Raw genomic sequence first — 13,843 nt, forward strand, 5'->3', positions numbered from 1 at the left:
CCCGGATACACCTACACCCTGACAGCATTCGCCCTTTTCACGCCGACCACCGCGTGCTGATCGACCGGGCTCTGCGCCTTGCACGCCTGGCTCAGCGTCAGCGCTTTGGTTTCCGGGGCCCAGGCCCAGGAAATGATTGCGCCGAACACCAGGATCGCCGCCAGAATGCCCATGGTCGGGCTCAAGCCGATCCCGGCCACGCTGACCGGCAACAGGAACGTACTGATCGCCGAGCCCAAACGGCTGACCGCAGTCGCCAGACCGATGCCGCTGGCACGTACCTCGGTGGGAAAGCTTTCCGCCGGAAACACACCCACCAGATTGCTGACCGCCGACAACACCAGCGTAAACACGCCAAACGTCAGCACCATCAACCACGCCAGGCTACCCGGCAATACCGCCAGCAGGAATAGTGCCGCCGCGAGGATGATGAACGAGTTGATCAAAAAGCCACGGCGCGAGAACTTCACCGTGCACCAGATACCGAGCAGCGCGCCGACAATCAGCAACAAGTTGAGCAGCAACTCAGTGCCGAACCCTTGGGACAACCCCATCTTCTGCAGGATCGATGGCAAGAACGTGTAGATCGCAAAGTACGGCATCACGATGCACACGAAGAACAGGCAGTTGAAGGCCGTGCGCTTGCGGTACTCAGGGCTGAACAGCACGCCATAGCCGGAGCGGGTCTGCGCGGACGGTTCTTCATCCAGCAGCACGTGCTCGCCCAGGTGTTTTTTGACAATGGCGCGGGCTTCGGCGATGCGCCCACGATTGACCAGCCAGCGCGGCGATTCCGGGGTGCCGATGCGGGCAAGCAGGATCAACCCGGCGGGGATCGCCGAAGACGCCAGCATCCAGCGCCAGGCGTCGTCGCCGAGGCTGAGCATGGCGGTGCCGACAAAGGTCGCGGCCACATAGCCGAAGGTCCAGATCACACTGAACGAGCCGAGCAGCACACCGCGGTGTTTCTTCGGTGAGAACTCGGCAAGCATGGCGTGGCCCACGCTGAAATCGCCGCCCAGGCCGATGCCGATCAAGATACGACACAGCAACAGGCTCATGGCCGTTTCAACAAAGAACTGCATCACCGACGCTACGGTGATCAGTACGAAGCTGACCAGGAAGATTTTCTGCCGGCCGAGGGTGTCGGAGATCCAGCCGAAAAACAGGCTGCCCAAAAACAGACCGATCAGGGCCGAAGCACCGATCAAGCCTTGCCAGAAGGCGTCGAGTTGCATTTGTGGGCTGAGCAAGGTGAAAGCGATACCGATCAGGCCAAGAATATAGCCGTCGGTGAAATGCGCGCCGAAGGTCAGGCCGGCAATCTTGAGGTGAAACCGACCGATCGGCAGATCGTCGATTTTGACGGGTTGTACAGTCATGGTGTTCTCCATATTGTTGTTTTTGACGGAGTAACAGCCGGTGCCCCTGCGGGCACCGGTTCAAATCAGAGGCTACAGGCCTCCCATCAACAGGTATTTGATCTCCAGATAATCCTCCAGGCCGTACTTGGAACCCTCACGGCCGAGCCCCGACTCCTTGATACCGCCAAACGGCGCGACTTCAGTGGAAATGATCCCTTCGTTGATGCCGACCATGCCCGCCTCCAAGCCCTCGGCCATGCGCCAGACGCGGCCGATATCGCGGCTGTAGAAGTAGGCGGACAAGCCGAACGGCGTGTCATTGGCCCGTTGCAGCACCTCGGTTTCGTCCGTGAAACGAAAGCACGCCGCCACGGGGCCGAAGGTTTCTTCCTGGGCGATCAACATGTCGCCGTTGGCTTCAGTGAGAATCGTCGGCTCAAAGAAGGTGCCGCCCAGTGCATGGCGACGGCCGCCGCAGAGCAGTTTGGCGCCCTTCTCCAACGCGTCGCCCACATGGGCTTCGACCTTGGCCAAAGCGGCTGCGTTGATCAGCGGGCCTTGCTCGGTGTCGCCGTCCAACGCACTGCCCACACGCATGGCGCTGACCGCTTCGGCCAATTTACGGGTAAAGGCCTCGTACACGCCGTCCTGGATATAGAAGCGGTTGACGCACACGCAGGTCTGCCCGGTGTTACGGAACTTGGAGGCCATGGCACCTTTGACGGCGGCGTCCAGGTCAGCATCGTCGAACACGATAAACGGCGCATTGCCGCCCAGTTCCAGCGAGACTTTTTTCAGCGTGTCGGCGGCCTGGCGCATCAGCAGTTTGCCGGTGCGAGTGGACCCGGTGAACGACAGCTTGCGCACAACGCCAGACGCTTGCAGCGCACCACCAATGGCGACGGCGTCACCCGAAACGATGTTGAATACACCGGCTGGAATACCCGCCTGCTCGGCCAGCACCGCCAAGGCAAAAGCCGACAACGGCGTTTCTTCCGACGGTTTGAGGATCATCGTGCAACCGGCCGCCAGTGCCGGGCCGACTTTGCGGGTGACCATCGCCAGGGGAAAATTCCACGGCGTGATCGCAGCCACGACACCAATCGCTTCCTTGGTCACGATGATGCGTGCATCGGCCTTGTGGGTCGGGATCACATCGCCATAGGCGCGCTTGGCTTCTTCGGCGAACCACTCCAGAAAGCTTGCCGCGTAGACCACTTCGCCCATGGCTTCGGCCAGGGGTTTGCCCTGTTCCAGGCTGAGCAACTGAGCCAGGTCTTTCTGGTTGCCCAGCATCAGCTCGCTCCAACGCTTGAGGCGCTGGCTGCGCTCCTTGGCGGTGAGCTTGCGCCAGGCCGGCAAGGCACGGTGGGCAGCATCGATGGCCAACTGGGTTTCTTCAGCGGCGGCGCGCTGCACATCAACGATCAGCGCACCATTGGCCGGGTTGAGTACCGGATAGGTGGGGCCACCGCTGGACCATTGGCCATCGATGTAGTTGCCAGTACGGATCAGCGGGTTCATGCCACGGCCTCGGTCAGGTTGAAACGGTCCAGGCCCGGGCGGGCCTCACGCAGGATGCGCTTGCCGGCGGTGTAGTCATTGATCACATCGCACGGGGTGTAGTTGCGCTCCAGTTCGTGCAGTTCTTCGGCATCCAGGCGGGTGTCGAGGGCCGCCAGCGCACTGTCGAATTGCGCGGTGGTATCGGCGCCGACCAGCATGACGTCGACGCCAGGATGGTTGGCGACCCACGCCTGGGCGATCTGCGCGTTGGACACGCCACGGGCACGGGCCACACGCTGTACCGAATGGGCGATATCGAACGAGGCCTGGTCGCTGTACATCTGCTGGGTAAAGAAATCGGTCTGGTTACGCGTCGATTGCACCTCACCCGTGAGCAAACCACGCGCCAGCGGGCTGAACACCGAGACTCCCAGGCCCTGGTCTCGGCAGAACGGGATCATCTCGCGCTCTTCTTCGCGGTAGGCGCAGTTCAGTTGCAACTGCATGTTGATAGGCTTGACCCAACCGTTGCGCTCGCAGGCCATCAGTATTTTGGCAAGCTGCCCCGTGAGCATGGTCGACACGCCAATGTAGCGGGCCTTGCCGGAGCGCACGATGTCGTTGAGCGCACACATCGTCTCTTCCACCGGGGTGTTCACGTCAAAGTAATGCAGCATGAACACATCGACGTAATCCATGCCCAGACGGCTCAGGGACGCGTCGATGCTGTCCATGATGTGCTTGCGCGAGTGGCCACTGGCGTTGATACCGCTGCGGGTGCCGTAGCCGACCTTGGTGGTGACCACGATCTCGTCACGTCGCGCCACGCGCTTGAGGATGCGCCCCACCACTTCTTCGCCGACACCGGCGGAGTAGAAGTCGGCCAGGTCAATGAAGTTGACGCCGTTGGCCAGGGCATGGGCGACGATCGGCTCGCTTTGCTTTTCGTCGAAAATCCACGGTTTCCAGTCCGGGGTGCCCATATTCATGGTGCCCAGGCACAGGCGTGAGACTTGCAGGCCGGAGTTGCCCAAACGGATGTATTGCATGGCAGTCTCCTCAGGCTTTCGGCGTGTAGAAAGGATTGCTGATGTGATTGACCACATCGGCCAACTGCGCGGTGTACGGCGTGCCATTCAGGGCGGCGCGGATCGCGGTGCGACAGGCGTTGTAGTTGTTCAGGTAGACGGCGTCCAGATCATCGCAGGCCGGGTTGACCCAGTTGGCGGTGACAATCGCCCATTCGTCTTCGGCCTCGGCCGGCAAGGTGCCGTCCAGCAACGCTTCAAGCACCGCTTTGGCGATCCCGGCCTGGGACGCACCCCAGGTGGCATTGCCGTGCAGGTCGCTGCCGATGGCGGCTTTGTTGACGTAGAGGGTCATGGGTTTGACCGGGATGTTCGGCTGGGCGATCACCATGAACGGGCAATGGCCCTGGCTTGGCGACGCGAGGCTGTTGGCGAACGCCTGGCCGGCCGGGCCATTGCGTGGGCCGATGAGAATGTTGATATGGGCAGCATTGACGCCTGGGCCTTCGAAGCCTTCGCCGATGTACAGATCAAGTGCTTTCATTTTCGCAAACGCTCATTGTTGTTATGGGGAGCTTGTTGGCGAATTTTTAGCATTGAGCTTCGAAGCGGCCGTAACCATTAAAAGTCATGGGGGTGTGAGTTTTTCTCATAGCCCTGCGACCCCTGCGCGCATTCCTGCGCGTTGACCCCGCCTGCCACACACCATATAGTGTGCCCACAAACAGAACAGACCACTATATAGTGTGCAGAATTGGAATTTCCCCACCACACTCTGCGCAGTATTTCAATGCCATGAAGCCTGCAACCCCCTATTTTTTCGAGCACCAGGAAGGAGAATTTCAATGCTGAGTTGGGATGAAGTCGACAACGAAGACACCGGTGCAGCGGTGATCAGGGGCGCCAACGCCGGCCACGCCACCGAAGCCAACATGGACCGCCTCGACGGCGCCGGCGCTGCCGCCGCGGTTGAAGCCCGCGCCGTCACCGCCAGTGACTCCGCCGCCATCGTGCGCGCCAAGGCCGCCCTCGACAAACTCGACATCGCCGAAGGCCTCGCCGAACTCGAAGGCGCCTCCGCCCGCGTCGCCGTTGACGAAAAACGCATGATCAACTGCCGCGCCGACCTCAACCAGCTCGTGCCTTTCAAGTACGACTGGGCCTGGCAGAAATACCTCGACGGCTGCGCCAACCACTGGATGCCGCAAGAGGTCAACATGACCGCCGACATCGCCCTGTGGAAAAACCCCGAGGGCCTGACCGACGACGAACGCCGCATCGTCATGCGCAACCTCGGCTTCTTCTCCACCGCCGACTCGCTGGTCGCCAACAACCTGGTGCTGGCCGTGTACCGCCTGATCACCAACCCGGAGTGCCGCCAGTACATCCTGCGCCAGGCCTTCGAAGAAGCGATCCACACCCACGCCTACCAGTACTGCATCGAATCGCTGGCCATGGATGAAGGCGAGATCTTCAACATGTACCACGAGATCCCATCGGTCGCCAAAAAAGCCGCCTGGGGCCTGAAATACACCCGTTCGATCTCCGATCCGAAGTTCGAAACCGGCACCGTCGACACCGACAAGGAACTGCTGCGCAACCTGGTCGCCTACTATTGCGTGCTGGAAGGCATCTTCTTCTACTGCGGCTTCACCCAGATCCTCTCCATGGGCCGCCGCAACAAAATGACCGGCGTCGCCGAGCAGTTCCAGTACATCCTGCGCGACGAGTCGATGCATCTGAACTTCGGTATCGACGTGATCAACCAGATCAAAATCGAAAACCCGCACCTGTGGGATGCCGAGATGAAGGAAGAAGCGACCCAGATGATCCTGCAAGGGACGCAGCTGGAGATCGAATACGCTCGCGACACCATGCCTCGCGGCGTGCTGGGGATGAACGCGGCGATGATGGAAGACTATTTGAAGTTCATCGCTAACCGTCGTTTGTCGCAGATTGGTCTTAAGGAAGAGTATCCAGGCACTACCAACCCGTTCCCGTGGATGAGCGAGATCATGGACTTGAAGAAAGAGAAGAATTTCTTCGAGACTCGGGTGATCGAGTACCAGACCGGCGGCGCGCTGAGCTGGGATTGATCAAGACGGATGCCCAATCAAACCATCAAGACGCCCTGCGTCGGCCTCTGCTCCACCGTTTACGGGGACCTGGTCTGCCGGGGCTGCAAGCGATATCACCATGAAGTGATCCAGTGGAACGGCTACAACGCCGAGGAGAAGCAGGCAGTCTGGCTGCGCCTGGAGCAACTGCTGGTGCAGGTAATGGCCAGCAAGCTGGAGGTATTTGACGCGTCTGTTCTGCGTCAGCAACTGGAAACCCGCAAGATCCGCTTCGTGCCGCACCAGTCACCCTATTGCTGGGCGTACCAGCTGATTGCCCGGGGCGCGCGGGTGATTTCCAAGTTGGAGGCCTATGGCCTGGCGTTGCTGCCGGAATTTCGTGAGCGCAGCCTGGCCGATCTGCGGGATGCGATTGACCGGGAGTTTTTCCTGCTGTCCGAAGCGCATTACGAGCGGTACATCGCACCACGATTTCTGCAGGACGCATTCGAGCCGGCGTTGATCGCCACAGCCTGACCCGCAACATAAATAAAATGTGGGAGGGGCGGTGCGACGATTCGACTTGCTCCCTCCCACATTTGATCTCTGTGGTTCAGGCGATCCAGGACGGGTCACGCTCCGCCTGCAAGCCATATCGCTCAATCGCCTGCCGGCACACTTCGCGCTCCAAACTGCCCTGCTCCACCAACGCCGTCAGCGCCGCCAGCACGAGGTGATGGCGGTCCACCTCAAAGAAATCCCGTAGCGCCGCCCGTGTATCACTGCGCCCAAAGCCGTCGGTGCCGAGCACGGTGTAGCTGGAGTCCAGATACGAGCCCACCATCTGCGGCACGGCCCGTACATAGTCGGAGACCGCGATCACCGGCGCGCCTTTGGGCAAGCATTCAGCCAGGTGACTGACCCGCTTGACGCCCTGCGGATGCAAGCGATTCCACCGTTCCACTTCCCGTGCATCCCGGGCCAGCTCGCTGAAACTGGTCACGCTGAACACTTCGCTCGCCACCTGCCAATCGTCCGCCAGCAGTTGTGCCGCCGCCTGGACCTCGCGCACCAGCGTACCGGCCCCGAGCAGGCGCACTTGTGCCTCGGCAGCGCCTTCCAGGCGATACATACCCTTGATGATCGCCGCTTGCACGCCCACCGGCAGGCTGGGCTGAGGGTAGCTTTCGTTCATCAGGGTCACGTAGTAGAACTCATCCACATCCTGCTCGAGCATTTGCCGCATGCCGTGGTCGAGGATCACCGCGAACTCGCCGGCAAACGCCGGATCGTAGGCGCGACAATTGGGCACGGTGGCCGCCGTGAGGTGGCTGCTGCCGTCCTGATGCTGCAAGCCTTCGCCCCCCAGGGTGGTGCGCCCGGCGGTAGCCCCCAGCAGAAAGCCCCGGGCGCGTTGATCGGCGGCGGCCCAGATCAGGTCGCCGACGCGCTGGAAGCCGAACATCGAGTAATAGATGTAGAACGGCAGCATGCGCAGACCGTGCACCGAATAGCTGGTGGCCGCCGCGACCCAGGAGCTGATGGCGCTGGCTTCGCTGATGCCTTCTTCAAGGATTTGCCCGTCGGTGGCTTCGCGGTAGCTGAGGATCGACCCGATGTCTTCCGGCTCGTAACGCTGGCCGACGCTGGAATAAATACCGATCTGCTTGAACAGATTGGCCATGCCGAAGGTACGCGCCTCGTCCGCCACGATGGGCACGATGCGCGGGCCGAGCGCCTTGTCCTTGAGCAGGTTGGTGAGCATGCGCACAAAGGCCATGGTCGTGGACATTTCCTTACCGTCGGCGCCAGTGGCGAAACCGGCGTAACCCGTCAGCGGCGGCACACTGACCGGCGCTGCCTGCTGGGCACGGCTCGGCACATAACCGCCCAAGGCTGCGCGGCGCTGGTGCAGGTAGCGCATTTCCAGGCTGTCATCGCCAGGTTTATAGAAGCTCAGGGATTCGGTCTGCTCATCCGTCAACGGCAAGCGAAAGCGGTCACGAAAGGCGATCAATGCCTCACGATCGAGCTTTTTCTGCTGGTGAGTGGTCATCTTGCCCTGCCCGGCCTCACCCATGCCAAAGCCCTTTTTGGTCTGGGCCAGGATCACCGTGGGCTTGCCTTTGACCCGGCGCGCGGCGTGGTAGGCCGCGTGGATCTTGAGCATATCGTGGCCACCCCGCTTGAGGCCGTCGATCTGTTCATCGCTCATGCCTTCGACCCGCTTGGCCATGGCCGCGCTTTGGCCGAAGAAGTGTTCGCGGTTGTAGGCACCGTCCTTGGCGGCGAACGTCTGAAATTGGCCGTCGACGGTGTTCGACAAGGTATCGACCAGCGAGCCGTCGGTGTCTTGGGCGAGCAAAGCGTCCCAGTCCGAGCCCCACACCAGCTTGATCACGTTCCAGCCGGCGCCGGCGAATAACGCTTCCAATTCATCAATGATCCGCCCGTTGCCCCGCACCGGGCCGTCGAGGCGTTGCAGGTTGCAGTTGACGACCCAGGTCAGGTTGTCCAGCCCTTCACGGGCGGCCAGGGTCAGCGCCGACATGCTTTCCGGCTCGTCCATTTCGCCGTCACCGAACACGCCCCACACGTGGCGGTCGGTGGTGTCCTGCAGGCCGCGGTGCTGCAGGTAGCGCATGAAACGCGCCTGGAAAATCGAACTGATGGGGCCGATGCCCATGGAACCGGTGGGGAACTGCCAGAAGTCCGGCATCAACCAAGGGTGCGGATAGCTGCAAAGGCCGCGTGCGCCGGATTTTGCGCCGCCCAGTTCCTGGCGATAGTGTGCCAGGTCGTTCTCGCTCAAGCGCCCCTCAAGGAAGGCCCGGGCATAGATGCCTGGCGCGGAATGCGGCTGGTAGAACACCAGGTCACCGCCAAAATGCTCGTTGCGGGCACGGAAAAAGTGATTGAAGCCCACTTCGAACAAGTCCGCGGCACTGGCGTAGCTGGCGATATGGCCACCCAGTTCACCGTAGGCCTGGTTGGCCCGCACCACCATGGCCAAGGCATTCCAGCGCACCCACGAGGCCAGGCGCTCTTCGGTGGCCAGGTCGCCGGGAAAGGCCGGCTGCTGCTCGACGCTGATGCTGTTGATATACGGCGTGCCGTGGCGCGGCTTCCAGTCGATGTGCGGCGCACTGCCCTCGCGGGCGAGCAGGTCGAGGATCTGCCGCGCCCGCGCAGGCCCGGCGTGGGAGGCCAGTGAAGCCAGGGCGTCACGCCATTCGTCCAGCTCTTGCTGATCCAACGCCGTGTGATTGACTGCACTTGCGAAACCGTTCATGAGCACCTCCGGGCTTTTTTTCCAGTTTATGTGGGTGCTTGAGGATTTTTTGCCTGTTATCAGGCGCGGTTTGCAGCGGTTTGAGCATGAATCACTGCCAATCGGCTTTTTACCAGCACATCGTGCTCAAGCCCCCCGAAACCACCCAACTGTGTTTAAAATGCCGCCCGCTCAATGACCGACGCTCGACGATGACCCCAGACGCACTCGCCACCCTGCACGCTCACCTGCTCACCGCCCTGGCCAGCCCACCGACGGAGACCCGCCGCCTGTTTCACGGCCGTGGCCGCTGCTGGCCGGGCCTGGAGCAACTGACCGTGGACTGGTTGCAGGGCGTGGTGCTGGTCGCGTTGTTCAAGGAGCCGGAGCCTGCCCAGCTGGAAACCTTGAAACAGTTGCTGCAGACGCACTTGGGTGCTTACACCGTCGCCCTGCAACACCGTTATCTGCCGCAAAGCACCACCGAATGGCTGGTGGGCGACGCGGTAGATGAGCTGACGATTACCGAAGGTGGCCTGCGCTACCTGATCGACCTGGGTAAAAAACAGAACAGCGGGCTGTTCCTCGATATGCGCTACGGCCGCAATTGGGTACGCGAACAGGCCACAGGCCAGCGGGTACTCAACCTGTTTGCCTATACCTGCGGGTTCTCGGTGGCGGCGATCGAAGGCGGCGCCGAACATGTGGTGAACCTGGACATGGCCCGTGGCGCGCTAAGCCGTGGCCGCGACAACCATCGCCTGAATGGACATGACCTGAGCAAAGTCACGTTTCTGGGCCACGACCTGTTCAAATCCTGGGCCAAGGTCATCAACGGCGGCCCCTACGACCTGGTGATCATCGACCCACCGTCGTTCCAGAAAGGCAGCTTTTTATTGACCAAGGACTATCAGCGCGTGTTGCGCCGCCTGCCGGACCTGCTTACAGCACAGGGCACGGTGCTGGCCTGCATGAACGACCCGGCCTTCGGCGAAGATTTCCTGATTGAGGGCGTAACTCGCGAAGCGCCGGGCCTGCGCTTTGTGGAACGCCTGGCAAACCCGCCGGAATTCCCCGACATCGACCCTCAAAGCGGTTTAAAGGCCCTGGTGTTCCGTCAGGGCTGATGCCGAAACGTCTTACGCTTGCTACGCTAAGGGATACGCCGGGGTGGTGAACCTTATACCCCCCTTCCCGGTCGATAACTGCATTCCCTGGCCAGACTCGACGGCGTCACGTCGTCGGCTGCCCTGTTTCACCTTTTGGAGATCCGCCCGTGATATCGACCCTGCATGTAGCCAGACTCAAAGCCTGGGGCGCCCACGGCTTTACCGCCACCGGTGTGGTGCTGGCGTTCCTGGCGACCCTGGCACTGCTGGAAAACTCGCCCAAGGCTTGCCTGTTGTGGCTGGGCCTGGCGCTGGTGGTCGATGGCGTCGACGGCTCGCTGGCGCGACGGGTCAATGTGAGCACGGTGTTGCCCAGCTTTGATGGCTCGGTGCTGGACCTGGTGATTGATTACCTGACCTATGTGTTCATTCCGGCCTTGTTTATCTACCGCTATATCGACCTGCCGGACTTTACCCATCTGTTTACGGTGTCGGTGATCCTGGTGTCGTCGCTGTTCTGCTTCTGCAATGTGAACATGAAGAGCAAGGACAACTACTTCGTCGGCTTCCCGGCCGCGTGGAACGTGGTGGCGTTGTGCGTGTATATCATCCAGCCCGAAGCCTGGGTCACCTTGTTGACGGTGATTGGCCTGGCGCTGCTGACCGTGACGCCGATGAAGTTTCTGCATCCGTTTCGAGTGAAGCGTTTCATGCCGCTGAATATCGCGGTGACCACGATCTGGCTGTTGTGCAGCTTTCTGATGGTGGTGGATTACCCGAATACCAACCCGTGGACGTTCGGGTTGTGGTCGCTGATGTCGGCTTATTTCCTCGGGATCTGCGTGTGGCGCACCGCGCTGGAATGGCTCGACAAACGCCACAGCTGATCACGCTGGAAAAAGTGGGAGGGGCTTGCTCCCTCCCACATTTGGATCTGGGTGCATCACACGGGTAAGATGACCGCCTCTCGCTTAGCGCCCTGCCAATAATAAGCCCTGCCCATGCCCTTCGAACTCAGCGTTGACCTCACCACCCTAGCCATTCTCGCCGTCGTAGCCTTCATTGCCGGTTTCATCGACGCCATCGCCGGCGGCGGCGGGTTGCTCACCACGCCGGCCCTGCTTACCGCCGGCATGCCGCCGCACCTGGTGTTGGGCACCAACAAACTCAGCTCGACGTTCGGCTCCGCCACGGCAAGCTTCACCTTCTATCGACGCAAGCTGTTCAACCCGCGCCAGTGGGTGCACGCCATCATCGGTACGCTGGTCGGCGCGCTGACCGGTGCCGTGGTCGCCCACTACCTGCCTGCCGAAACCCTGAACAAAATGCTCCCGGTGATCGTGTTCGCCTGTGGCGTGTACCTGCTGTTCGGCGGCACACCCAAGGCACCGCTGGATGCCGATGCACCGATCAAGAAGAAATGGCAAGCCACCCAAGGTTTTGGCCTGGGCTTCTACGACGGCGTGGCCGGCCCCGGCACCGGTGCGTTCTGGACGGTGAGCACCATGCTGCTGCACCCGATCGACCTGGTGAAGGCCAGCGGCGTGGCGCGCAGCATGAACTTCGTGAGCAACGCGGCGGCGCTGACGGTGTTTATCATCAATGGCTCGGTGGACTGGATCGTCGGCCTGGCCATGGGCCTTTCGGTGATGTGCGGCGCGTTCTTTGGCGCGCGCAGCGCGATCAGCGGCGGCGCCAAATTCATTCGGCCGGTGTTTATCACTGTGGTGCTCGGCCTGACGGTACGCCTAGCCTGGCAGCACTGGTTCAGCGTGGCCTAGACGACGCGCCAGGTAGAGGTCAATCAGGTAACGCGCAATCGAGCGTGAGGCCGGCAACGGCGGTAGCTCGTGGATGTTGAACCACTGCGCATCTTCGATTTCGTCGGCCTGGGGCACGATATCGCCCCCGGCGTATTCGGCATGGAACCCCAGCATCATCGAATGCGGGAACGGCCAGCATTGGCTGCCCATGTACTGGATGTTCTTGACCTCCACCTGCACCTCTTCGCGCACCTCGCGGATCAGGCAGTCTTCGGCCGACTCGCCCGGCTCGGCAAACCCGGCCAGGGTGCTGTAGACGCCCGTGACAAAGCGCGGCGAACGCGCCAGTAGAATCTCGTCGCCACGGGTCACCAGCACGATCATGCTCGGCGAGATCCGTGGGTAGCTGCGCAGGTCGCAGGCCTGGCAATACATCGCACGCTCGCGTGGAACCTGAACCATCGCCTGGCCGCAGCTGCCGCAAAAACGGTGCTCCCGCGCCCAGGTGCCGATCTGCGCGGCGTAGCCCAGCACTTTGTACAGCGTGTGATCACCTTGCAGCATAAAGCCGCGCAAGCCCTGCCAACTGCAACCCGGCACCTGGGCGGCCGAGTTGAGCTCCAGCAAGTACACCGGTTCACCGTCGAGGTGGCCGATGCCATGCTCGGCGAACACCGACAGGTCCTGGCGCTTGAGCCACTCCCTGGGAAACAGCGGGCCATTGCTGTCATGCAAAAAGCCGTCACGGCTGCGGGCGACGGCCCAGCCGCCTGGCGTGTCGTTGTCGAGCAGGGTTGTGGTTATCCAGCCTGGGGTCATGTCAGTCAATCCACGAATTCGGGTTTCTGCTTACTCATGTGGGCCGCAATGGCCACGCGCAGGTCGTTGGATTGCAACATAGCCGCGTTCCAGGTGGCAACGTATTCCAGACCGTCATTGATGGTGTGATCACGCATGTAGCTGATCATGGCCTTGGTGCCGGTCACGGCAATCGGCGACTTGGCGGCGATCTCATGGGCGATTTCCATCACCCCGGCCAGCAGGCTTTCCGGGTCGGCATACACACGATTGACCAGGCCGATGTCACGCGCTTCTTCGGCACCGAACTGGCGGCCGGTGTAGGCCAACTCGCGCAGCATGCCGTCACCGATAATGCGCGGCAGGCGCTGCAAGGTGCCGACGTCGGCGGCCATGCCGATGTCGATTTCCTTGATCGAGAACTGCGCCCCTTCGGCGGCATAGCGCATGTCACAGGCGCTGATCAGGTCGATGGCACCGCCGATGCAATAACCCTGGATCGCCGCCAATACCGGTTTACGGCAATTGTCGACGGCATTGAACGAGGCTTGCAGTTCGAGGATCTTGCGCCGCAGCAGGCGTGCGTTGCGCCCGACATCCTTGCCGAACTCGTTGGCCACCGAGGCGAGCATCATCAAGTCGATGCCCGACGAGAAATGCTTGCCTGCGCCGCTGAGCACCACCGCACGTACGGCATCGGTGTCTTCGATCCATTGGAAGATGTCGATGATTTCGGTCCAGAACGCCGCGTTCATCGCGTTGATCTTTTCCGGGCGGTTGATCTGCACATGGGCAACGTTGCCGGTGAGTTCGACGACGAAAGCTTGGTATTCGGACATGGCAGTGATCCCTGACTGGCGAGTGATAAGGCTCGAACTATAACAAGGGTGCGCGACGGCGCATCGGCCAAAAACGGGACTGGCAAAGTAATGCAATGTTGCAGGCGC

At 61.4% G+C, this 13,843-nt stretch carries 12 protein-coding genes; 5 read left to right on the plus strand and 7 right to left on the minus strand.

From position 1 onward, the window contains the following. Positions 1–11 precede the first annotated feature (11 nt). The 4 genes from MJP36_RS18000 to fae all read right to left on the minus strand — a co-directional run bounded on the left by MJP36_RS18000 (position 12) and on the right by fae (position 4,442). Positions 12–1,382 carry an MFS transporter gene (locus MJP36_RS18000; protein ID WP_244383671.1) on the minus strand — a complete coding sequence of 457 codons (1,371 nt, stop codon included), beginning with the start codon at positions 1,380–1,382 and terminating at the stop codon, positions 12–14. 72 nt (positions 1,383–1,454) lie between these two features. Beyond that, the gene (locus MJP36_RS18005) at positions 1,455–2,888 is read right to left on the minus strand and encodes an NAD-dependent succinate-semialdehyde dehydrogenase (protein WP_244383672.1); all 1,434 of its coding nucleotides are present in this window, start codon (positions 2,886–2,888) and stop codon (positions 1,455–1,457) included. After that, a complete protein-coding gene (locus tag MJP36_RS18010; RefSeq protein ID WP_060752764.1) occupies positions 2,885–3,919 on the minus strand; it encodes an aldo/keto reductase in 1,035 nt (344 codons plus the stop codon). Before MJP36_RS18010 ends, MJP36_RS18005 begins: the two co-directional genes overlap by 4 nt. Positions 3,920–3,929: 10 nt before the next feature. Then, on the minus strand, positions 3,930–4,442 hold the full coding sequence (gene fae / locus MJP36_RS18015) for a formaldehyde-activating enzyme (RefSeq protein WP_060752763.1): 513 nt from the start codon (positions 4,440–4,442) through the stop codon (positions 3,930–3,932). Positions 4,443–4,743: 301 nt separating this feature from the next. Between fae and MJP36_RS18020 the strand changes: the two genes are divergently transcribed. Beyond that, positions 4,744–5,994, plus strand: a complete 1,251-nt coding sequence (locus tag MJP36_RS18020; protein WP_090371331.1) for a ribonucleotide-diphosphate reductase subunit beta — start codon at positions 4,744–4,746, stop codon at positions 5,992–5,994. 9 nt (positions 5,995–6,003) lie between these two features. Continuing rightward, on the plus strand, positions 6,004–6,492 hold the full coding sequence (locus tag MJP36_RS18025) for a DUF1289 domain-containing protein (RefSeq protein WP_060757013.1): 489 nt from the start codon (positions 6,004–6,006) through the stop codon (positions 6,490–6,492). A 76-nt stretch (positions 6,493–6,568) separates the two neighbouring features. On the opposite strand, the gene mdeB is transcribed toward MJP36_RS18025, so the two are convergent. Then, positions 6,569–9,247, minus strand: a complete 2,679-nt coding sequence (gene mdeB / locus MJP36_RS18030; protein ID WP_244383673.1) for an alpha-ketoglutarate dehydrogenase — start codon at positions 9,245–9,247, stop codon at positions 6,569–6,571. A 191-nt stretch (positions 9,248–9,438) separates the two neighbouring features. Between mdeB and MJP36_RS18035 the strand changes: the two genes are divergently transcribed. The 3 genes from MJP36_RS18035 (at position 9,439) to MJP36_RS18045 (ending at position 12,116) form a co-directional block, all read left to right on the plus strand. Then, positions 9,439–10,353 (plus strand): class I SAM-dependent methyltransferase, encoded by a 915-nt coding sequence (locus tag MJP36_RS18035; protein ID WP_244383674.1) that lies wholly within the window; start codon positions 9,439–9,441, stop codon positions 10,351–10,353. Positions 10,354–10,502: 149 nt separating this feature from the next. Further along, positions 10,503–11,222: a phosphatidylcholine synthase gene (gene pcsA, locus MJP36_RS18040; RefSeq protein ID WP_060757016.1), complete on the plus strand. Its 720-nt coding sequence runs from the start codon at positions 10,503–10,505 to the stop codon at positions 11,220–11,222. A gap of 114 nt (positions 11,223–11,336) precedes the next feature. Next, positions 11,337–12,116, plus strand: a complete 780-nt coding sequence (locus MJP36_RS18045) for a TSUP family transporter (RefSeq protein WP_060757017.1) — start codon at positions 11,337–11,339, stop codon at positions 12,114–12,116. On the opposite strand, the gene nudC is transcribed toward MJP36_RS18045, so the two are convergent. After that, positions 12,084–12,917 carry an NAD(+) diphosphatase gene (gene nudC / locus MJP36_RS18050; protein WP_060757018.1) on the minus strand — a complete coding sequence of 278 codons (834 nt, stop codon included), beginning with the start codon at positions 12,915–12,917 and terminating at the stop codon, positions 12,084–12,086. The genes MJP36_RS18045 and nudC overlap by 33 nt on opposite strands. Positions 12,918–12,922: 5 nt before the next feature. After that, positions 12,923–13,735 carry a crotonase/enoyl-CoA hydratase family protein gene (locus MJP36_RS18055; RefSeq protein ID WP_060757019.1) on the minus strand — a complete coding sequence of 271 codons (813 nt, stop codon included), beginning with the start codon at positions 13,733–13,735 and terminating at the stop codon, positions 12,923–12,925. Positions 13,736–13,843: the final 108 nt, after the last annotated feature.

Source organism: Pseudomonas palleroniana (assembly GCF_022836895.1).
Lineage (GTDB): Bacteria > Pseudomonadota > Gammaproteobacteria > Pseudomonadales > Pseudomonadaceae > Aquipseudomonas > Aquipseudomonas palleroniana.